19 protein-coding genes are annotated in these 20,769 nt (G+C 70.1%); 13 read left to right on the top strand and 6 right to left on the bottom strand.

Going from position 1 to position 20,769, the window contains the following annotated elements:
* Window positions 1–78: 78 nt before the first annotated feature.
* The 7 genes from AB0C30_RS31650 (at window position 79) to AB0C30_RS31620 (ending at window position 7,089) form a co-directional block, all read left to right on the top strand.
* Entirely contained in the window at window positions 79–1,401 is a 1,323-nt protein-coding gene (locus AB0C30_RS31650; RefSeq protein ID WP_357951531.1) for an MFS transporter, read from the top strand.
* 143 nt (window positions 1,402–1,544) lie between these two features.
* Entirely contained in the window at window positions 1,545–2,507 is a 963-nt protein-coding gene (locus AB0C30_RS31645; RefSeq protein WP_357951530.1) for an SPFH domain-containing protein, read from the top strand.
* Window positions 2,508–2,650: 143 nt separating this feature from the next.
* On the top strand, window positions 2,651–3,277 hold the full coding sequence (locus AB0C30_RS31640; RefSeq protein WP_357951529.1) for an RNA polymerase sigma factor: 627 nt from the start codon (window positions 2,651–2,653) through the stop codon (window positions 3,275–3,277).
* Window positions 3,274–4,062 carry a zf-HC2 domain-containing protein gene (locus tag AB0C30_RS31635; protein WP_357951528.1) on the top strand — a complete coding sequence of 263 codons (789 nt, stop codon included), beginning with the start codon at window positions 3,274–3,276 and terminating at the stop codon, window positions 4,060–4,062. The genes AB0C30_RS31640 and AB0C30_RS31635 overlap by 4 nt, the downstream gene beginning before the upstream one ends.
* A complete protein-coding gene (locus AB0C30_RS31630) occupies window positions 4,062–4,898 on the top strand; it encodes an ATP-binding cassette domain-containing protein (RefSeq protein ID WP_357951526.1) in 837 nt (278 codons plus the stop codon). The genes AB0C30_RS31635 and AB0C30_RS31630 overlap by 1 nt, the downstream gene beginning before the upstream one ends.
* On the top strand, window positions 4,895–6,373 hold the full coding sequence (locus tag AB0C30_RS31625) for a hypothetical protein (protein ID WP_357951524.1): 1,479 nt from the start codon (window positions 4,895–4,897) through the stop codon (window positions 6,371–6,373). The genes AB0C30_RS31630 and AB0C30_RS31625 overlap by 4 nt, the downstream gene beginning before the upstream one ends.
* Before the next feature lie 80 nt (window positions 6,374–6,453).
* The gene (locus AB0C30_RS31620; RefSeq protein WP_357951522.1) at window positions 6,454–7,089 is read left to right on the top strand and encodes a hypothetical protein; all 636 of its coding nucleotides are present in this window, start codon (window positions 6,454–6,456) and stop codon (window positions 7,087–7,089) included.
* Here AB0C30_RS31620 and AB0C30_RS31615 read toward each other — a convergent pair.
* A complete protein-coding gene (locus tag AB0C30_RS31615; protein WP_357951521.1) occupies window positions 7,069–8,370 on the bottom strand; it encodes an MFS transporter in 1,302 nt (433 codons plus the stop codon). The genes AB0C30_RS31620 and AB0C30_RS31615 overlap by 21 nt on opposite strands.
* A 257-nt stretch (window positions 8,371–8,627) precedes the next feature.
* On the opposite strand from AB0C30_RS31615, the gene AB0C30_RS31610 reads away from it, so the two are divergent.
* Window positions 8,628–9,335, top strand: a complete 708-nt coding sequence (locus AB0C30_RS31610; RefSeq protein ID WP_357951519.1) for a hypothetical protein — start codon at window positions 8,628–8,630, stop codon at window positions 9,333–9,335.
* 139 nt (window positions 9,336–9,474) lie between these two features.
* Here the strand turns inward: AB0C30_RS31610 and AB0C30_RS31605 are convergent, their stop codons facing one another.
* On the bottom strand, window positions 9,475–10,497 hold the full coding sequence (locus AB0C30_RS31605; protein ID WP_357951517.1) for a LacI family DNA-binding transcriptional regulator: 1,023 nt from the start codon (window positions 10,495–10,497) through the stop codon (window positions 9,475–9,477).
* A 148-nt stretch (window positions 10,498–10,645) separates the two neighbouring features.
* On the opposite strand from AB0C30_RS31605, the gene AB0C30_RS31600 reads away from it, so the two are divergent.
* The 5 genes from AB0C30_RS31600 to AB0C30_RS31580 all read left to right on the top strand — a co-directional run bounded on the left by AB0C30_RS31600 (window position 10,646) and on the right by AB0C30_RS31580 (window position 15,656).
* Window positions 10,646–11,926: an extracellular solute-binding protein gene (locus tag AB0C30_RS31600; protein WP_357951515.1), complete on the top strand. Its 1,281-nt coding sequence runs from the start codon at window positions 10,646–10,648 to the stop codon at window positions 11,924–11,926.
* Window positions 11,923–12,885: a sugar ABC transporter permease gene (locus tag AB0C30_RS31595; RefSeq protein ID WP_357951514.1), complete on the top strand. Its 963-nt coding sequence runs from the start codon at window positions 11,923–11,925 to the stop codon at window positions 12,883–12,885. The genes AB0C30_RS31600 and AB0C30_RS31595 overlap by 4 nt, the downstream gene beginning before the upstream one ends.
* On the top strand, window positions 12,882–13,700 hold the full coding sequence (locus AB0C30_RS31590) for a carbohydrate ABC transporter permease (RefSeq protein ID WP_357951513.1): 819 nt from the start codon (window positions 12,882–12,884) through the stop codon (window positions 13,698–13,700). Before AB0C30_RS31595 ends, AB0C30_RS31590 begins: the two co-directional genes overlap by 4 nt.
* 2 nt (window positions 13,701–13,702) lie before the next feature.
* Window positions 13,703–15,070, top strand: a complete 1,368-nt coding sequence (locus AB0C30_RS31585) for a cellulase family glycosylhydrolase (protein WP_357951511.1) — start codon at window positions 13,703–13,705, stop codon at window positions 15,068–15,070.
* Between the two features lie 130 nt (window positions 15,071–15,200).
* Window positions 15,201–15,656, top strand: coding sequence for a hypothetical protein (locus AB0C30_RS31580; protein ID WP_357951510.1), 456 nt, complete (start codon window positions 15,201–15,203; stop codon window positions 15,654–15,656).
* A gap of 38 nt (window positions 15,657–15,694) precedes the next feature.
* Here AB0C30_RS31580 and AB0C30_RS31575 read toward each other — a convergent pair whose 3' ends face one another.
* From AB0C30_RS31575 to AB0C30_RS31560, 4 genes are read right to left on the bottom strand one after another with little or no spacing between them, the layout of a single operon-like run.
* On the bottom strand, window positions 15,695–17,497 hold the full coding sequence (locus AB0C30_RS31575) for a hypothetical protein (RefSeq protein ID WP_357951508.1): 1,803 nt from the start codon (window positions 17,495–17,497) through the stop codon (window positions 15,695–15,697).
* A gap of 27 nt (window positions 17,498–17,524) precedes the next feature.
* Window positions 17,525–19,051 carry a glucoamylase family protein gene (locus AB0C30_RS31570; RefSeq protein ID WP_357951506.1) on the bottom strand — a complete coding sequence of 509 codons (1,527 nt, stop codon included), beginning with the start codon at window positions 19,049–19,051 and terminating at the stop codon, window positions 17,525–17,527.
* A gap of 21 nt (window positions 19,052–19,072) precedes the next feature.
* A complete protein-coding gene (locus AB0C30_RS31565) occupies window positions 19,073–19,894 on the bottom strand; it encodes a carbohydrate ABC transporter permease (protein ID WP_357951504.1) in 822 nt (273 codons plus the stop codon).
* Window positions 19,891–20,769 carry a sugar ABC transporter permease gene (locus tag AB0C30_RS31560; RefSeq protein ID WP_357951502.1) on the bottom strand — a complete coding sequence of 293 codons (879 nt, stop codon included), beginning with the start codon at window positions 20,767–20,769 and terminating at the stop codon, window positions 19,891–19,893. Before AB0C30_RS31560 ends, AB0C30_RS31565 begins: the two co-directional genes overlap by 4 nt.

Below are 20,769 nucleotides of genomic sequence, written 5' to 3'. Positions count from 1 at the left end.
AGGGAATCATCCAACAAACCTCTTGTCGAATTGTTCAACGATCCTTATGTTGATAAGAACTCCCTGATCGAAGGAGCGATGATGACAGGCTCCACGCGGCAGACCCGGCGGGTGATCCTCGCCAGCCTGATCGGCACCTCTTTGGAGTGGTACGACTTCTTCCTCTACACGACCGCGGCGACGCTGGTCTTCGGCAAGCTGTTCTTTCCCACCTTCGACCCGCTCAACGCGACCCTGCTGGCCCTGACGACCAACGCCGTCGCGTTCGTGGCCAGGCCGCTCGGCGGGATCGTGTTCGGCCACTTCGGCGACCGCGCGGGCCGCAAGACCGTGCTGGTCGTGACGCTGCTGGTGATGGGCGTCTCGACGTTCCTCATCGGCGTGCTGCCCGGCTACGACAGCGTCGGCGCGCTCGCGCCGGTCCTGCTGGCCACACTCAGGTTCGTACAGGGGCTGGGCCTGGGCGGCGAGTGGGGCGGTGCGGTCATCATGTCGCTGGAGCACGGCGACGACCGCCGTCGCGGCTTCAACGCCAGCTGGCCGCAGGTGGGCGTGCCCGCCGGATACGTGCTGGCCACCGGGACGCTGGCGATCCTGTCGTTCACGCTCTCGGATGCGGCGTTCCTGTCGTGGGGCTGGCGGGTGCCGTTCCTGCTGTCGGGCGTGCTGGTGCTCGTCGGGCTCTGGGTCCGGCTGAAGGTCACGGAGTCGCCGCTGTTCACGGAGCTGGCCCGGCAGGGCGCCAAGGCGAAGATGCCGCTGCTGGAGGTCCTGCGTACGCACCCGCGCGCGCTGCTGTCGGCGTTCACCGCGCGCATCGGCGTGGACGTGGCCTTCTACACCTTCACCGCCTACATCCTGGTCTACATCACCGGCCCGCTGAAGCTGGAGCGCTCGGTGGGGCTGAACGCGGTGCTGATCGGGTCGGCGCTGCAACTGGCGCTGATCCCGCTGTTCGGCGCGCTGTCGGACCGAGTCGGCAGGCGGCCCGTCTACTTCGCGGGCGTCATCGGCGCCGCGGTCTGGGTGTTCGTCTTCTTCCCGCTGCTCGACACCAAGTCGTTCCCGCTGATCGCCCTGGCCGCGATCGTCGCGCTCATCACCCACGCGGCGATGTACGGCCCGCAGGCCGCCTTCATCGCCGAGCTGTTCAGCACCAGGCTCCGTTACAGCGGCGCGTCCATGGGGTACCAGGTCGCCGGGATCGTCGGGGGCGCGCTGGCGCCGATCATCGCGCTGAAGCTGTTCGCCGCGTACGGAACCACGACGGCGGTCTCCCTCTACGTGGTGGCCGCGCTGGCCGTCACGGCCGTCGGCCTGGCCATCGCGCCGGAGACCCGCGACCTGGACATCACCGCCGACCCCGCCGCCAACCCCGGCGACGTAGCGCAACGAGCCTGAGCCCGCCAGCCCGGACGACGTCCCGCGACGAGCCTGAGCGCCGCGTCCTACCTTCGGCCGGAAACCGTCGGCCGTACCTCCGCAAGTCTGCCGCGAAAATGCGCGGGCGGTGGCTGCCACCGCCGCCCGCGCGGGAGGTCTCCGTGCGCATCACCCTGTCGGTCATCCTGGTCCTCGCCGCGCTGCTCGCCATCCCCACCGTCATCGGGGCGATCGGCGGTCTGGAGAGCACCGAAGGCGGCGAGATCGCCGTGGTCCGCGACGGCGGCTGGTTCGACGACAACCAGGTACGCCAGGTCATCGACCCGGGCTCCGGCCTGACCTGGACGGGCATGTGGTCCTCCGTCCACCCCTATCCCGCGCAGCAGCGCTTCTACACGATCACCGCCGACGCCAAGCGCGCGACCACGCTCGGCGTGGACGTGGTGACGGTGCCGAGCAGCGACGGCGTGAACCTGGGCATCGAGGGCACCCTGTACTTCACGCTCAACCTCGACCACGACACGCTGAAGAGATTCGACGACAAGTACGGCACGCGCACGTACCGCGCCCAGAACGACGAGTCGCTGGCCGCGTGGGACGGCGACGACGGCTGGTCGGCGTTCTTCGGCCAGGCCGTCCGCCCCGTGGTGGACAACGCGCTGCGCGGGCAACTGGGCAACATGCGCTGCGCCGAACTCGTCCCCTCGTGCTCCCTGCTGGCGAACACCGCGCTCAAGGACCAGGGCGGCGACACCAAGACCCAGGGCAGCAACACGAACATCACCAGGGTCCAGAACGCCGTCAACGCCACCCTGGCCCGGGATCTGCCCGAGGCGCTGGGCGGCGAGTTCTTCACCGGCCTGCGGTTCACCCTGGCCAAGGTGACGCTGCCGGCCGAGGTGCAGCAGGCCGTGGACAGATCGCTGGCCGCCAACGCCGCCGTCTCCGAGGCCCAGGCCCGGGTGGCCCAGGCCAAGGCCGAGTCGGCCGCGAACCAGGCCCGGCAGGAGGGCTACGACAAATGCCCGGCCTGCGCCGAGATCGACAAGCTCAAGTCGCTCCCCCAGGGCATCACCGTCTACGCCCCGGGAAACCCGCAGTCCATCGTGGTCCCGGCTCGCTGAGTGACTCCGGCTCGCTGAGTGACCCCGACCCGCTGAGTGTTCTCGGCCGGTTGAGTGTTCTCGGCCGGTTGAGTGTTCTCGGCCGGTTGAGTGTTCTCGGCCGGTTGAGAACCGTTCAGGCACTCATGTGCGATAGCTGAGGTGTGAAACGGTTCCACCTCAGCAGGCGCGAGCCCCCGGACGTCGGCTCCGACAGCACGGACGCCGAGTTGATCGCCGCTATCGCTGCGGAGAGCGTCACGGCGCTGCGCCTGCTCCACCGCCGGCACGCCCCCTGGCTCAGAACCCGGCTGGCCCGGCGCTGCGCCGACCCTGACGCGGTGGACGACGCCCTGCAGGACACCTTCCTCGCGGTGTGGAAGTCGGCGGCCCGCTTCGACGGGGGCAACACGGCGGGCTGGCTGTGGACGATCGCGGTGCGCCGCCTCGTCTCGGCCCTGCGCGGCCGCGGCTCCCACCGGTTCGGCCCGCACCGGTTCGGCAGCGGGCCGGTCGAAGGGCGGGCCCTCGATGAGCGACCCCTCACCGAACGGGCCGTCGAAGAGCACGCCATCGCGTCGGCCGAGGACGTCGCGCTCCTCGGTGTCGAGCACGGGGACCTCGGCGCCGCCCTCAACCGCCTCTCGCCGGAGCTGCGCGCGGTCATCCAGGCGACCGTGCTCGACGGGCTGACCGTCAAGGAGGCGTCCCGGCTGCTCGGCGTCCCGGAAGGAACCATCAAGACCCGGGCGATGCGGGCTCGGGCTCGGCTCAGGGAGGAACTCGCATGAGCTGGCACATCAGCGACGATCTCATGGACGCCTACCTGTCAGGCGGGCTCGATCCCGCCCGGGCGATGTCCGTGGACGCGCACCTCGGCGGCTGCCCGGACTGCCGGGCGGCGGTGCCGTACGAAGAAGACTGGCTGCGGGACTCGTGGCAGCGGCTGGAGGCCGAGGTGCTCAGCCCGCGCCCGTCGCCGATGGAGCGGCTGCTGGGGTTGTGCGGTGTGCCCCAGCACGTGGCCAGGCTGCTGACCGCCACGCCGACGATGAACGGGGCGTGGGTCGCCGCGGTGGTCGCGGCGCTGACGTTCGCGGTGCTCGCGGCCAGAGAGTCGGCCACGTTCCTGCCGCTGTTCCTGGCCGTCGCGCCGATACTGCCGCTGGCCGGGATCGCCCTCGCCTACGGGCCGCGGGTGGATCCGGTGCACGAGTCGCTGGCCGCGACCCCGCTGTCGGGAGCGCGCCTGCTGCTGATCAGGGCCACCGGCACGCTGGCCGTGGCCGTGGTGCTGGCCGCGGCGGCGTCGCCGCTGCTGCCCGCCCCCGCGTGGCTGAGCGCCGCGTGGCTGCTGCCGTCGCTTGCTATGACGTCCTGCTGCCTCCTGCTGTCGTCGTGGCTGCCGGTGCCGCTGTCCGCGCTCACGACGGGCGGCCTCTGGCTCCTGGGGGTGGCCGCCGCCGGCGGCGCCACCGGTGACCTGCTCGCCGCCTTCGGGCTCGCCGCGCAGATCGGGTACGGCTGCGCGGCCCTGCTGATGTCCCTACGCCTCTACTCCAAGGTGACCGCCTGATGCTCCACATCCGTGACCTGACCAAGAAGTACGGCCACAAGCAGGTGCTCGACGGGCTGACCCTGTCCGTCGGGCCCGGCGTGACCGGGCTGCTCGGGCCGAACGGCGCGGGCAAGACCACGCTGCTGCGCTGCCTGGCCACCACGCTGTCCTATGACGGCGGCCACGTCGACGCGTTCGGCCTGGACCCCGCGCAGTCGACCCAGCGCACCGCGCTGCGGCGCAGGCTCGGCTACCTGCCGCAGGACCCGGGCCACTACCCGCACTTCACCGCGTTCGACCTGGTCGACTACGTGGCGATACTCAAGGAGCTGACCGACAGGCGGCACCGCCACAGCGAGGTGCGGCGGGTGCTGGCCGAGGTGGACCTCACCGACCAGGCCAGGACGAAGGTCCGCAAACTGTCCGGCGGCATGCGCCAGCGGCTGGCCCTGGCCCAGGCTTTGCTGGGCGAGCCGGAGCTGCTGATCCTGGACGAGCCGACCGTGGGCCTGGACCCGGAGCAGCGGATGCTGTTCAGGGCGCTCGTCTCCCGGCTCGGCGAGAGTCGTACGGTGCTCCTTTCCACCCACCAGACGGAGGACGTCGCGGCGCTCTGCGAGCGCGTGGTCACCATGGCCCGCGGCCGCGTCGTCTTCGACGGAACCCCGGGCGGGCTGGCCGCCACCGCGGCCGGGCAGGTGTGGTTGTCGGACCGGCCGCCGACGGAGTCGCGGCTGTTCTGGCGCACCGCCGACGGCCGCTACCGCACCCTCGGCGACCGCCCGCCCGGGGCCGAACCCACCGATCCAGGTGTGGAGGACGGCTATCTGCTGCTGATCGGGGAGGCCGCGTGACCGGCCGGTCGTCCACCGACGACAGCCTCGCCATGACCGAGCGACTGTCCGCCGAGGGGAGCGGCAGTATGACCGGTCAGCTGTTCCGGGTCGAGCTGCGCCGGATGGCCAGGCATCCACTGGTGTGGGGCATGGCCGCGCTGGTCCTGGCCGTACAGCTGCGCCTGAGCCGGGACCAGCAGCCGGACCTCACCGTCGATCCGGTCCACGCCACCGGGATCGCCGCCTGCCTGGCCGGGGCGCTGCTCGTGGTGGCGAGCCTGGCCGTGTCCCGCGACGGGCGGCACCGGATGCCGGAGCTTCTCGCGGGTCTGCCGGGGCGGGCCGAGGTGCGTACCAGGGCGGTGCTGTTCGCGGCCGTCGTGGTCGCCGTGGTGGGACAGGCGCTGGTCGTCGGCGGCTATCTGCTGGTACGGGCGCTGAGCGGGCCCGCCGGCGGGCGGCTGGACATGTTCGAGCCGCTGACCGCGCTCGGCGTCGGCGCGCTGGCCGCCACCCTCGGCGTGGCCGTGGGCCGATGGGTCAGCTGGCTGATCGCGGGGCCGGTGGTCGTGGCCGGGCTGGGGTTGCTCATCTTCTTCAACACCAACCCCGGCACCTGGTGGCTGCCGGTGATGCAGACGCACTGGATGGACTGGCCCGACCGGCCGACCGGCCCCCACCTGGTCTACGTCCTGGCCCTGGCCGTGCTGGCGGGCCTGGCCGCGCTGCTGCGGCACGGGCGCCGGCCGGTAACGCTCGTCGCGGCCGTGGTCGCGCTGGCCGTCGCGGTGCCCGCGGGGGCCACCGCGGCGGCGGTACGGCCCGTGGCCCTCTTCCCGACCGGAAGAACGCTGACCATTGACGACGTCGACACGCGCGTGCGGGAGAAGTACTTCGGCCGGGACGCCTACCGGTGCGAGCGGCGTGAGGGAGTCCGCTACTGCGCCTTGTCGGACTACGCGTCGTGGATCCCGCTGTGGGCCGGAGTGGTCGCGCCCATCGTCCGCGCCGTGCCACCGGACGCGCGCGTTCGTGTTCCCTTGGTGAAGCAGTACACCTCGAACTGGTGGTACACGAATGAAGATCGGGTCGCCATCGCGCCCATGGCGTGGGGCGCGTCTGACCAGCGCAAGCTGCTGGCGCAGAGCGTCGCGCTCGACATCATCGACGACTTCGACAACGCGTGCGACGCGCGTGGACAGGCCCGCATGGTCGTCGCCCTCTGGCTGATGGGGCAAGCCTCGGCGATCGCTCTCCCTCAGGAAACCCTGAACATGGACGGGCGCACAGCCCTACGCTCCCTCATCGACTACGGGGACAGCGAGATCGGATACGCCAAGCTCCTGCTCCAGTCCTCCGGCGCCCGGGAACGCGTCTGGACCAACTGGGACACGCTCATGCGCCCCGCCACCACCGTCGAGCAGGCGCTTCCGCTGCTCGGACTCCCCCAGCGCTACCCGATCAGCAAGCCGAAAGGGACCCCATGTCGATGATCGCGCAAAGAACCGCGCCCGCTCCTCCACCCGCGCTTGGGGCCGCGCCGACAAGCCCGCCGACGACCTCGCCGGCAACCGTGCCGAAGACGGCGCGGCTCGTTGTGCCGCTCCTGCTCCTGCGGCCGCTCGTCCGGGCCATCGACTGGGCCCCGCTGGCGGTGGTCACGCTCTTCACCGCGGCGCTGGTCACGCTCGCGGACTTCGGGCAGCCGCTCACCAGCGCCATGGGGCTCATCCTGCTGCGGATCGCCGGTACGCTCCTGGGCTCCGCCGCCGCCTTCGCGCTGGTCGACGCCATGTCCGGTGGCCCGGAGCCGGTGCCGCACCGGCTGCGGCAAGCTCAGCGGTGCCTGCTCGCCGGCGGCCCCGCCGTCGCCGTGTGGCTGGGCGCCTTCGCCTACGTACTGTCGAGGCTGCCCGAGGAGACCCTGTTCCCCGTCGGGGACATGCTGATCGAGGTGGGTGTCTGCCTGGGGATCGGGCTGGCGGCCGCGGCGACCGCCGTCCGGTACGCCGCCGGACGGCAGGCCGCCATGGCCGCCGTGGTCGTGCAGCTCGTTCTGGTGCTGGGCACGATCCTGCTGCCGCCGGAGGTCAGGCTGTGGCCGCCGACGTGCGGGTTCGGGCATTGGGACGAGGCGCACCGGTTCTGGCTGTTCGCGTTGCCGGTGCCGTACCTGTGGCTGGTGGTGTCAGGCCGTGACCTTCGGTGACTCGTCGGCGCGGGGGCGGCGCCAGGAGCCCTTGAAGGCGGCGATCGAGAGCAGGAAGACCACCTGGCCGGCCAGCGCCACCCACAGCCAGGTTCCCCACCCGCCGCCGGCCTTCACCACCGTCGGCGAGATCACCAGCAGGGCCACGATCATGACCCGGACCACCATGCCCCACAGACCCAGTGCCGCGCCCTGGAGCCGGGAGTCGACGTCTTCGGCGTCCTCGGAGAAGTTCGCCATCCAAGGGACGTAGGCGACGCCCAGGACCAGGAACAGGATCGCGTAGACCAGAGTGACCGTGCCGACCGTGGCGCCCGTGCCGATGAGGCTGATGAAGTAGGCGAGCGTCGCGACCGTCAGCACGATGCCCACGGCCGTGAACGGCTTGCGCAGCTCCAATCGGTCGGAGATCCGGCCGACCACGATGACGGCCAGCGCGTTGAGCAGGATGCCCAAGGCGACGACGCGGTTGGCCTCAGCGGTCTCCATCCGGAAGGAGTCGGCCAGGATCGTCTGACCGAAGATCGCGAAGGTCCAGTAGAGCACCTGCCAGCCGGTGTTGCCGAGCACGTGGGCCCAGAGGTGCGGATGCCGGAACAACTCCTTCACCTTGCCCGGATCGATCTTCTCCTCGGAGACCACCGCCTCTTCCTGCCGCATGATCTGCGCCCGCAGGGCCGCCGACGGCTCGGCGATCTGCCAGATGATGACCCCGCACAGGATCAGCGAGACGACGCCCATGATGACCGCCTGCGACTGCCAGGCGTTGCCGAACATCGGCAGCGTGAAGCCGGCGATGAACGAGGCGAGGAAGGAGGCGCCGACCGGCCCCCAGGTCCAGAACGCGAACGCCTGCGCACGGCCCAGGCGCGGCGAGAAGTCGCGGACGAGCGAGGCGGTGATCGTGATGCCCGCGCCCTCGATGAACAGCATCAGGCAGCGCACCGCGAACAGCTCGCCGACCGAGTCCACGGTGGCCAGCAGGAAATTGCAGGCCGCGGTGACGGTCAGCGTGGGCACCAGGATCGTGACCCGGCCCCACCGGTCGGACAGGATGCCGCCGAACCCGGCCGACAGCCCGCCCACCAGCACCGAGACGGCGGCGATCTGCCCGTAGACCGTCAGGGACATCTTCAGGTCGTCCAGCAGCAACGGCAGGATGGTGGCGATCGTCGTCTCGAAATTGGCCACCAGACTCGCCAGCACGGCTATCGCCAGGAGCCAGACCCGTCGGCGGCCGACGGGGTACACGCTCAACTCGCGCACATAGAACGGCTTCATTACCAGTCCTTAGGGGGACGGTGCGTGACTGTCGCTCTAGAACGCGTTTCTAGTTGCTGTTGAGTTTGCCGCTTTATCCAGATAAGTCAAGATTTGTGGCTATCACGATGTGATCTCGGTCACACGGCCAGCGTTGTGATTGAATCGCGGCCATTTCGCAGAACACAGGTCCCTTTATAGGCATAAACTGCGCGCCTGTGAGCCTGCCTGTACGTGAACGTTCCCCCCGGCCGGGCGGCGGTCGACACCGCCGTCCCGTGCCCACGTCCCTGCCGCCGGACGCCCCTGTCCTCGTCCTCGCGGTGCCGGGCAGCACCTCGGGCGTGGCAGCGGAGATCGCGGCCGTGGTACGCGTCGACAACCCTCAGATCGAGGTGCGCCTCACCAGCGTTACCGATCTCGCCGATTCGCTCCCCTCGGGGCGCGAGTCGATCGTGGTGCCGCTGCTGACCTGGGACGATCCGATCGTCCTGGCCGAGATCGGCAAGGCCGTCGCGGCGTCCGGGTCGAACGCGGTCGTGACGGAGGCCCTCGGCCCGCACCCGCTGCTGGCCGAGGCGCTGCACATCAGGCTGGCCGAGCGCGGCCTGGCCAGGGCCGACCGGGTCCGGCTGCTGAACGTCTCCAGCCCCGTCGACGCCATCATCCTCGGCACGGTCGGCGGCGAGCGGGCCGTGCACGCCGTCCAGGCGACCGCGGTGCTGCTCGCCTCGCGGCTCACGCTCCCCGTGGTCGCCGCCTCTCTCGACAGCGATCCGGGGGTGCCGGTGGCGGCCGAACGGCTGCGGGCCGCCGGCGCCACGCGCCTGGCCATCGCTCCCTGCCTGATCGGCCACGAGGCGTCGGCGGAGGTGGTCGAGCAGGCCGCCACGGCGGTCCGCGCGGGTCACTCCGAGCCGCTCGGCGCGCACAGCGCGGTGGCCGAGCTCGTCGCGCGGGCTTACGGAAGCCAGCTCGCGACCTGACAACGCTGTCGACCTGACAACGCTGTCCAGGCCGCCACGGACGAACGAACCGCGGCGGCCTGGACGTACAGCGGCAGCGCGGTCCGCTGCCGACACGTGCTGGGGCCGCGCGACCTGAGCCGCCCGGTGCGGTCGCCCCTCAAGCCTCGGGCTTGACCAGTGCCGCCGTGCTCTCGCGGACGATGAGGTCCGTGGCCAGTTCCACCCGCCGGCTCTCCGGGGCCTCCCCGCGCTTCATCGCCAGGACCGTGCGCGTCGCCAGGGCGGCCATCTCCTGCAGCGGCTGGCGGACCGTGGTGAGCGGGGGCCAGGCCGACTTCGACAGGGGCAGATCGTCGAAGCCGACGACGCTCAGGTCTTCGGGTACGCGCAGGCCGCGCTGGCGGGCCGCCTCGAAGACGCCGAAGGCCATGAGGTCGCTGCCCGCGAAGATCGCCGTCGGCGGGTCGGGCAGGGAGAGCAGGGCATGGCCCTGGTCGTGGCCGGAGTCGACCAAGAAAGTCCCTCGGCGGATCAGCGTGGGGTCCACCTCGACGCCCGCGGTCTCCAGCGCCGCCCGGTAGCCGTCGATGCGCGCCTGGCTGCACAGCATGTCGCCCGGCCCACTGATCATGCCGACCCTGCGGTGCCCCAGCTCCAGCAGGTGGCGAGTGGCGGCCAGACCGCCGTGCCAGTTGGTGGCGCCCACCGACACCACGCCCGGCGCCGGCTCGCCCTCAGGATCGACCACCACGAACGGCAGTGAACGGGCGCTCAGCTGCGCCTGGACCCCGGTCGAGAGTTTCGAGGCCACGACGACCACGCCGTCCGTCCGCCGCGAGGCCAGCCGGTCCAGCCAGTCTCTGCCGGGACCCGCGTGGGTGTGCAGGACCGACATGACGACGCTCGCCCCCGCGTCGCGGGCCGCGGACTCGGCGCCGCGGACGATCTCCATCGCCCACGGCGACTCGATCTCGGCGAACACCAGGTCCACCAGCCCCGAGGGCGTGTCGTCCTGGCTGGTGCGCCGCTGGTAGCCGTGCTCGTGCAGCAGCCGTTCGACGCGGTGGCGAGTCTCCGGGGCCACTTCGGGGCGGCCGTTGATGACCTTGGACACCGTGGGGATCGAGACCCCGGCCTCCTCGGCTATCAGGGCGATCGTCACCCGCCTCTTCGCTGGCATGAGCCGGAGTCTAACCGAAACTTTCGGCCCAGAGTCGGGATCGCCTCCACGATGGCTATTGACGCATTACAGACAGGTTACTTATGCTCCGGGCAATGAAATTATCGGGGGTTTAACGAAACTTTCAGCAGCGGAGAAGGGAACCCCTATGAGGCGCAGTCTCGTACTGGTCGCCACGGCCTTACTCCTCGCCGGCTGCGGCGGCGGCGGGACCCCGGAGCCCGCGCGGAGCGGCAAGCCGGCCTCGGCCGCGAAGGTGACGCTCGAGTGGTGGCACTTGTCGACCTCCGAGCCGATGAAGACGATCTGGGCGACCAGGGCCAAGGAGTTCCAGGCCGCGCATCCCAACGTCACCATGAAGCTCACCGTCCTGGAGAACGACGCCTACAAGGCCAAGATCACCACGCTCACGCAGTCGGGCAAGGCGCCCGACCTGTTCGCCACGTGGGGCGGCGGGGTCCTGAAGCAACAGATCGACGCGGGCCTGGTCAAGGACATCACCACCGACGTCGCTCCCGTCGTGGACGGCTTCACCAAGGCGTCGCTGGCGGCCTACCAGTTCGACGGCAAGACGTACGCGCTGCCGACCGACATCGGGATGGTCGGCTTCTGGTACAACAAGCAGCTCTTCGCCAAGGCGGGCATCACCGCGCCGCCCGCCACGTGGGCGCAGCTCCTGGAAGCCGTCAAGAAGCTGAAGGCGGCGGGGATCACCCCGATCGCGCTGGCCGGCAAGGAGAAGTGGCCCGGCCACTACTACTGGGCCTACCTGGCCATGCGCATCGGTGGGCTGCCCGCCCTGCAGCAGGCCGGAGTGGACCACGACTTCACCAAGCCCGACTTCGTCGCCGCCGGCCAGCAGCTCAAGGCGCTGGTCGACCTGCAGCCGTTCCAGAAGGGCTTCCTCGGGGCCGGCTACGGCACTCCTGACGGCCAGGCCGCGACCATGTCCAACGGCAAGGCCGCGATGGAGCTGATGGGCCAGTGGGCGCCGAGCGTGCAGGCTTCATCGGGCAAGGGACTCGGCGACAACCTGGGCTTCTTCCCCTTCCCCACGGTCGACGGCGGCAAGGGCGCGATCACCGAGGCGTTCGGCGGCGGCGGTGGCATCGCGGTGGGCGCTGACGCGCCCGCGGAGGCGGTGGAGTTCGTGAAGTTCATGACCGAGAAGGGCAATCACACCAAGGCCGTCGAATCCGGCGGGGTGCTTCCCGTGCTGAAGGGCGAGGAGAGCGCGGTCAAGGACGCCAACCTGAAGGTGGTGGCCCAGTCGCTGGCCTCCGCCACCGGCTTCCAGCTCTTCCTCGACCAGGCGTACCCGCCCGCGGTCGGTCAGGAGGTCAACGACAGCGTGGCGCAGCTTATCGCCGGCACCAAGACGCCCCAGCAGGTCGTCGAGGCCATCACGGAAGTGGCCAAGAGCGAATGACGACGCTGACCCGGGGACCGGAGGCGCCCGCGCTCCCGGCCCCCGCCTCCCCCTCCCGGGGGCGGCAGCGCGGCTGGGTGACGATCGCGCTGTTCGTGCTGCCCGCGCTGGTGCTGTTCCTGCTGCTCGTCGTGGCGCCGATCCTCATCGCCTTCTACGCCAGCGCCTTCAAGTGGAACGGCTTCGGCGGGCTGCCGACGAACTTCATCGGGCTGGACAACTTCACCCGGCTGTTCGGCACGGACGTCTTCCGGGACGACGTCTGGCACCTGGTGGTCCTCGTCGTCCTGACCGTCGTGGTGCAGCTGCCCATCGCGCTCGGCATCGCCATGCTGCTCAACCAGCGCATCCGCGGGCGGACGCTGTACAGGCTGGTGTTCTTCGCGCCGTACGTGCTCTCCGAAGTGATCACCGGCGTGCTGTTCTCACTGATCCTGTCGCCGGACGCGGGAGTGGCCAACCGGATCCTGGGCCTGGTCGGGCTGAACTCCGACTGGCTCGCCGATCCCGACACCGTCATGCTGTCGCTCTTCCTGGTCATGACGTGGAAGTACTTCGGCTTCCACATGATGATCTACCTGGCCGGGCGGCAGAACATCCCCGACGAGCTGATCGAGGCCGCCCAGATCGACGGCGGCACGCCGTGGCGGGTGTTCTGGCACGTCACGCTGCCGTTGCTGGGGCCGACGATCAGGATCAGCGTGTTCCTGTCGGTCATCTACACGATCCAGCTGTTCGACCTGGTCTGGATCCTCACCCAGGGCGGCCCCTCGCACTCCTCGGAGACGATGGCCGTCACGATGCTGGAGTTCGGGTTCAAGCGGTCCCAGGTCGGCTACGCCAGCGCGATCAGCGTGGTGATGTTCGCCCTCAGCCTCGTCTTCGCCCTGGCCTACCAGCGCTTCGTGATGCGCCGCGATCTCGAGGGCGCGACCACCAGGATGGGAGACCGCCGATGAGACGGCAGACGCTGCCCCTGCACGTGATCGCGTGGATCGTCGGCGCGTTCATCCTCATCCCGGTGATCTACGCGCTGCTCGGCGGCTTCAAGAGCACCGCCCAGCTGTCGGTCAACCCGTTCGGCCTGCCCGACCCGTGGGTCCCGGCGAACTACACCGACGTGCTCACCCAGGGCTCGTTCTGGCGGCAGCTGTGGAACAGCACGTTCATCGCGCTGGCCTCGACTGTGCTCGTCGTCGCGCTGTCGGCGCTGGCCGCCTTCGTCTTCGCCAGGTTCGCCTTCCGCGGCAGGGAGGTGCTGTTCACGCTGTTCACGATGGGGCTGATGTTCCCGTTCGCGGTGGCCATCCTGCCGATCTTCGTGCTGCTGCGTACGTTCGGCCTGCTCGACAGCCCGCTCGGCGTGATCCTGACGCAGGCCGCCTTCGGGCTGCCGCTGACGATCCTCATCCTGCGCGGCTTCTTCAGGAGCATCCCCGGCGAGATCGAGGAGGCGGCCACCATCGACGGCTGCTCGGCCTTCGGCTTCTTCTGGCGCATCCTGCTGCCGATGGCCCGGCCCGCGCTGGCCACCGTCTCCGTCCTGGCGATCGTCGGGAGCTGGAACAACTTCATGCTGCCGCTGGTCGTCTTCAGCGACGAGTCCGGATGGACGCTGCCGCTGGGCATCCAGCAGTTCCAGGGCCAGTACAGCACCGACACCGCCCGGATCCTCGCCTATCTCGTCCTGGCCATGGTGCCCGCGCTCGGGTTCTACGCCATCGCCGAACGCCACCTGATCGGTGGTCTTACCGCTGGTGCCACGAAAGGGTGAACATGCTGCAGGTGTCCGGAAGCCGGCTCGTCACCGCCGATTCCACTCCGGTACGGCTACGCGGGGTGGGACTCGGGGGCTGGCTGAACATGGAGAACTTCATCACCGGCTACCCCGCCAACGAGACGGCGATGCGCGAGGCCGTACAGGCGGTGCTGGGCGAGGATCGGGCGGAGCTGTTCTTCGAGCGGCTGCTGACCTCGTTCTTCACCGAACAGGACGCGGCGCTGCTGGCCGGGCTGGGGGTGAACTGCGTGCGCATCCCGGTCAACTACCGCCATCTCGAGTCCGACCAGCGGCCCTTCGAGGTCATCGAGCGCGGCTTCCGCCACCTCGACCGGGTGGTCGACCTGCTCGGCTCGTACGGCGTGTACAGCGTCATCGGCCTGCACGCCCTGCCCGGCGCGCAGAACCAGCACTGGCACTCCGACAATCCCACCCATGTCGCCGCATTTTGGAACCATCGCCACTTCCAGGACCGGGCCATCCACCTATGGGAGGCCATCGCCGACCGCTACCGCGAGCATCCGTGGGTGGCCGGGTACAACCCGGTCAACGAGCCCGGCGACCCGAGCGGCAAGGTGATCGGGCCGTTCTACGACCGGCTGGTCAAGGCGCTGCGCGCCGCCGATCCGCGGCACGTGCTGTTCCTCGACGGCAACACCTACGCCACGGACTTCTCGATCTTCCGCGAGGTGTACGGGAACACGGTCTTCGTCTGCCACGACTACGCCCTGGCCGGGTTCGCGCACGGCGGGCCGTACCCCGGCTACACCCGCGGCGAATGGTGCGACCGGCGCGAGCTGGAGCGGACCTTCCAGAAGCGGTCCCGGTTCCAGCGCGCGACGGGGACGCCGCTGTGGGTGGGTGAGTTCGGGCCCGTCTACACCGGCCAACCCGAGATCGACGAGCAGCGCTACCGGATCCTGCGCGACCAGCTCGACATCTACGACGAGCACGGGGCCGGCTGGTCGCTGTGGACGTACAAGGATGTCGGGCTGCAGGGGCTGGTCCACGCGGCGGGGCCGTACCTCGACAGGTTCGGGGCGTTCATCGGCAAGAAGCGGCGGCTCGGCGCGGACCGGTGGGGCTCCACCATGGAGGAGTCGGCCGACGTCCTGGCGCCGCTGCACACGCTGCTCGACGCCGAGGCGCCCGGCTGGGCTCCCTATCCGTGGGGGGCGCGTTACCAGGCCGACGACCTGATCCGGCACATCCTCATCGCGCAGGCGATGCTGCCCGAGTACGCCGAGCTGTTCAGGGGGTTGTCCGACGACGAGGTGGTGGAGCTGGCCGACTCCTTCGCGCTGGAGCAGTGCGTACGACGGCAGCCGCTGCTCGACCTGCTGGCCGCGAACCTGGGCAAGTAACTGCCGGGGCGGTCTTCGGGCGCGATGCTCCGGCGCCGCTGCTGTCTTCTTCTGGCGACACGGCTGTGGCGTCACGCGGGATTGTCGGTGGCGCACCCTACGATGAGGCTCCTCACGGAGGGATACCCACATGCTGGACTCGCTGATCGTGCCCCTGTTCGTCACCACGGACCTGCCGCCGCAGGCGGACCTGGCCGAGTTCGGGGAGCTGCTGGCAGAGACGGCACGGACGCTGGACCATGACGACGTGAGCTACGCCGCGTTCCTGGCGGGCAAGGTGTTCTGGCTCGACCGCCCGGTGCTGCCCCGGCAGCGGCCCGCGGCCGAGGGCGAGCCCAGGTTCGCGGCGCTGCTCGGCTACCTGGCCGTCTCCGGCACCGGGCACACCTCGCGTGACGTGGTGGCCGACGCGCGCCGGGCGATCGACGCCGCCGTCACCTCCCGCTACGGCGACGTGGGGGCGGCGCCCGCCGTGTTCGCGATCCGCGACCGCGACGTGCGGGAGCGCACCCCCGAGACGGCCGTCTACGTCGGCACCCGCGACGCCGCCGCCGACCTGGTCACGGTCACCCGCCCCTACCTCTGACCCCCTCCGACGGCATCAGAGGTAGGGGCTCTGGAGCGTCAGCGCGGGGTCAGTTCGACGAACGACACGCCCGGCATCGGCAGGTTGAAGTCCACCGTCACCGCACCGCCCTCCGCCGTGACCACGGCCGCCGGGGTCAGCTCGTCCAGGGTGTTGTCCGAGCGCAGCTTGTCCCACTGGTGCTCTTGGGGCCAGTCGCCATCGCCCATCGCCCGCCAGACCGCCCCGATGTTGGAGTGCCACTCGTCGATGCGGTGGTGGGTGAGCGTGTAGTCCCCGTCGAGACCCGCGACCGTCAAGGAGACCGCGCGCGACAGCTCCGGAGCCCCGTCGGCCTGCGCCTGGTTGAACGTGCCGTTCCAGGCCAGCACCCCGACGCGCCCGTCCGCGTGCCGCGCCGCCCAGACCTCGACCCCACCGGCGTCACCTTCGATCACGGTCGCCAGCTCGGCGTCGCCCAGGCGGGTGGCCAGCGTGAGCGCGTGGAAGCGGGGTTTGCGCAGGTTGCCGACCGTCAGCAGGCCGAAACCGCCGTGGAAGAGCCGTGGCGGCCGCCCCAGCTCCTCGAAGTGGTCCGAGGCCACCCAGTGCGACACGGCGGCCAGCCGGCCGGCCGCCGACTTCATGCCGTGCAGCAGGAACGTGGCCCCGAACGGCCCGTCCCCGATGCCGTGGAAGTGGGTCGGGGTGGGGCCCCACTCGGTCCACCAGATGGGGGTGTCCGGCATGCCGTACCTGGCCAGGGTGGGGCGCCAGTCGAGCGGGGCGTTGCCGTAGGTGTGGGTGGAGATGAAGTCGAGCTCCGCGCCCGATTCGGCGACGTGCGCGAGCAGCTCCTCCACCCAGCCGTTGGCCGCCGAGGCGGGCCCGCCGACCCGCAGCGACGGGTGCACGTTCTTCACAGCGGCGGCGCTGACGTCGTAGAGCAGGAAGTACTCCTCGGGCGTGCCCGTCCAGAAGACGGCGAGGTTGGCCTCGTTCCACACCTCGAAGGCCCAGTTCTCGATGAGTTCCTGGATCCCGTACCTGTCGACCAGGTGCTCGACTAATGCTCTGACCAGGTCGCTCCAGGCCTCGAAGTCCTTGGGCGGGGAGACGATCGCCTCGTAGCCGAACACCGTCTTGGACGGGTCGGCGGCCAGGTCGCGCGGCATGTAGCCGAGCTCGACGATCGGCCGCAGGCCGAGCGCCATGATCGTGTCGTAGACCTCGTCGACCTTGCCGAAGTCGTAGACCGCCTGGCCGTCGACCTCCTTGTAGACCCCGAGGTCGTCGCCGAAGATGGCGTGGGCGCGGACCGTCTCGACCCCGAACTCCTCGCGCACGACGCGCAGCGCCTCGGTGAGCTCCGCGCCGATGGGCCGGCCGCCTGTCTCGTCCTTGCTCAGCAGGTACGACAGGTGCTCGGAGCCGATCATGTACCGCCACGGCCGGGGCAGGTCACGGGCCACGGCGGCGGCGTCGACCCGCACGCTGACCGCCGCCGGACCGCCCGCCAGCGGAGCCGCCGGGACCGCCGCCGAGACGGGCCCGACGGTCTCCATGGAGGCGACGGCCGCGACCGTGTACGACGCCGCGCCGTGTCCCGTGTCGACATAGCGGCAGGCGGGCACGGCGGCCACGTCCACGTCGGGCTGCGACACCGCGACGCCGTCCCTGTGCACCAGGTAGCCGATCGCCTCCGGCACGGGTTCCCACGTCAGCGTCACATGGCCCACGCCGGGGACGGCCCGCAGCCCGGCCGGCGCCGGAAGGCTCAGCTCGGCGGCCGGAACCGCCTGCCCCGACGCCTGGTGGATGCGTTCTCGCCAGTCACGGTGCGCGGCATCAGCCGTACTCATCTGGGATTCCCCGATCTGTTGGAGGGTTCAGTTGGTGGGAGGGACCCCCTGAACGGCCCACTCCTCGATTTCCATCACCGGCCGGAGTTTCGCCTCGACGCCCGCGCCACCGAAGTAACGGTGCAGGTCGCCGCCGGTGAGCACGTTGCCCAGGGCGGCCATGACCATGCCCTGGTCGAGCGCGAGGTACCACTTCGACACGGCGCCCGAGCGGACCGCGACGGAGTCGTAGAAACCGCCGGGCCCGTAGGCGTCGAAGTTCTTGCGGATCTTGGCCAGGTTATCCATCGCCTGGGCCCGTGCGTACGGCAGAGCCAGGAAACTGGCGTGCGGGGTCACGACTCCCTCGCCGTAGGCGGTGGGTTCCGGCTGGGCCGGGCGGCAGCCCTCGTACCCGGGATCGGTGCTGGTGCGCTCCTCGTCGGAGGTGTAGCCGGGGGTGTCCATGCCGAGCGGGTCCACGCCGTACTCGCGGTAGCCGCCGCGCGGGTCGTTGGACGGCGAGAAGCCCCAGTAGCCGTACTTCGCCTCGTTCAGGCCGTGCTCGATCTGCGCCTTGACGAACACCGGGTGGTTGCGGCCCCAGCTCCGGGGTGCCCACTTCGCCTCGGGCACGACCAGGTCCGGCATCAGCGCCTCGAACATCGAACCGCCCCAGTTCGGGACGAACCTCATGCCGCGGTAGCCGTATGTGCCCTCCCAGACGTTGACGCCCAGGTACGTCTTCCACGCGCCGACCGGCTTCTGGTCCTGCCAGCCGAAGTCGCAGCCGTTGTCGGGGAAGGTCCGGTAGGGGCCGAAGTAGCTCTGGGGCGGGATCTGGCCGAGCGCGATGCCCACGTACTGGCCGATGCGGGTCTCGGCGGGCGCGCCATAGTGGTGGCAGGTGGACCAGACCTTGGTGCCGGTGCCCGCGTAGTCGCTCTCGACCGAGCAGCCCTCCGGCTTCTGCGGCCAGAAGCCGCCGCGCAGCAGCCCGGTGCCCGCGTCGGGGCGGGCGGCCGGGTCGTAGTACGACGCGAAGTTCATGGACGTGACCAGCTTCGAGGCCCGTGCGGAGTAGCGGGGCACGGCGTTGCGGACCATCATCAGGGCCGTGGCCAGCCAGCCGTTGTCCACGCTGGAGGCGAACAGCGACACGGGGTCGCCGTTGTCGGGCCAGGTGTGGACGAGCTGGAGGGTCGCCGGGTCGTACCAGTTGTAGTACTGGCCGGTCGGGGTGTCGCGGTCCATCCGCTCCAGCGCGTCGAGCACCTTGCCGACGCGGGCCGTGGCCTCGCCGGAGGCGATGACGCGCAGGTCGCGGGCGACGAGCGTGCTCCACAGATAGGTGCCGATGTTGGTGGGCGAGGTGACCTTGGCCCTGGTCTTCAGGTCGCCGGTGACCTTGTCGGACGGGATGCCGGTGGCGGGGTCGACCATGGCGGCCATCGACCGCCACGTGTCCTTTGCGTACTGAAATAACGTGCTATTTCCCGATGAAGCGCTGGCCGGGCTGGGCACAGCGGCGGCGGCCAGCACCAGCAGGCCGGCGATCACGGCGGTCTTGCGCATGGGGGTGCTCCTCAACTCGAGCTACTTGAGTCCGGACGTGGCGATGCCCTGGATGAAGAAGCGCTGCAGGAAGACGAACAGGACGAGGATCGGCGCGACCACGATCATCGCCCCGGCGATGAGCAGGTTGTAGTGGCTGCCCTCGTGGCTGTTGAGGATGTTCAGGGCCACGGGCAGCGTGTAGACGTCCTCCGACTGCGCCACCACGGCCGGCCAGAGGAAGTTGTTCCATGATCCGAGAAAGGTGATCAGGCCCAGCGTGGCCATCGCGGGCTTGCAGAGCGGCAGCACGATCCTGAAGAAGATCCGGAACTCCCCCGCCCCGTCCACCCGCGCCGCGTGGATGAGCTCGTCGGGCAGTTCCGCGATGAACTGCCGCATCATGAACACACCCAGCGGCGTGATCAGCCCCGGCAGGATGATGCCGAGGAAGGTGTTGACCATGCCGAGCCTCGCGATCAGCACGAACTGCGGGATCATCAGCACGATCGCCGGCACTGCCATCTGCACCAGCACCAGCCCGAAGACGGCGTCCCTGCCACGGAAGCGCATCTTGGCGAACCCGTAGCCGACCATCGAGGAGAAGAGCAGGTTGCCGGCCACGATGACCAGCGCGACGAACACGCTGTTCGCGAACGCCTGCCCGATGTGCACCCGTTGCAGTAGTTCGGAGTAGTTGTCCAGCGTGAACGTCTCGGGCCAGAACGTCGGCGGGTCGCGCCGGATCTCCGGCTCCGGCTTGAGCGAGCTGAGCCCCGCCCACAAGAACGGCCCGACGACCAGCAGCAGCCCGACACTCAGGCCGAGGTAGGTGATCAGGTTCTGCCTGCGGGTCCGCCTCACCGCGCCCTCCCGATCCTGAGCTGAAGTACGGCCAGCGCGATGATCACCGTGAACAGCACGGTCGCGGCGGCCCCCGCGTAGCCGTAGTTGCCCACGCCGAACTGCTTGAAGATGGCCAGCGAGGCCGACAGCGTGGAGTTCAGCGGCCCGCCGCCGGTCATGATCAGCGGTTCCTCCAGGAACTGCAGGAACCCGGTCGAGCTGTAGACGGTGCAGAACAGGATCACCGGCCGCAGCTGCGGCAGCGTGACCGACCTGAACCGCTTCCACGGCCCGGCCCCGTCCACCTCCGCCGCCTCGTACAGCTCCCGGGGGATCCCCTGCAGCGCCGCGAGGAGGACCACCATGTCGAACCCGAAGCTCCGCCAGGCCGTCATCACGATGATCGACGGCAGCGCGGTGGCCTGATCCTGCAGCCAGGCGGCCCCCGGGAGGCCGACCAGCCCCAGCAGCCGGTTGACCAGTCCCGCCTCCGGCTCCAGCAGGAACTTCCACGCGACCGCGACGCCGATGATGCTGGTGATGTGCGGCAGGTAGTAGCCGAGCCGGAAGAAGGCGGCGGGCAGCCGGGCGATGCCGGAGTTCAGCGCCACGGCGGCGGCCAGGCCGAGCCCGATGGTCAGCGGCAGCCCGGTGACCACGAAGATCGCGGTGTTCAGCGCCGCCTTGCGCATCGCCTCGTCGCCGGCCAGCCTGATGTAGTTCTCGACGCCGACCGGGTCGACGGCCAGCGGGTCGGTGACGTCCGTACTGCGCATGTCGGTGAAGCTCATGCCCAGCCCGGCCAGCAGCGGCCCGAGGTAGAACACCACGAACATGAGCACGAACGGCAGCACGAACACCCAGCCGAGCCCGCCCCTGCGAAGCAGCGTCAT

This window comes from Nonomuraea sp. NPDC048901 (assembly GCF_040649695.1).
Lineage (GTDB): Bacteria > Actinomycetota > Actinomycetes > Streptosporangiales > Streptosporangiaceae > Nonomuraea.
The sequence above is the reverse complement of the archived record's forward strand: the minus strand, read 5'-3'. Positions and strand labels throughout refer to the sequence as shown.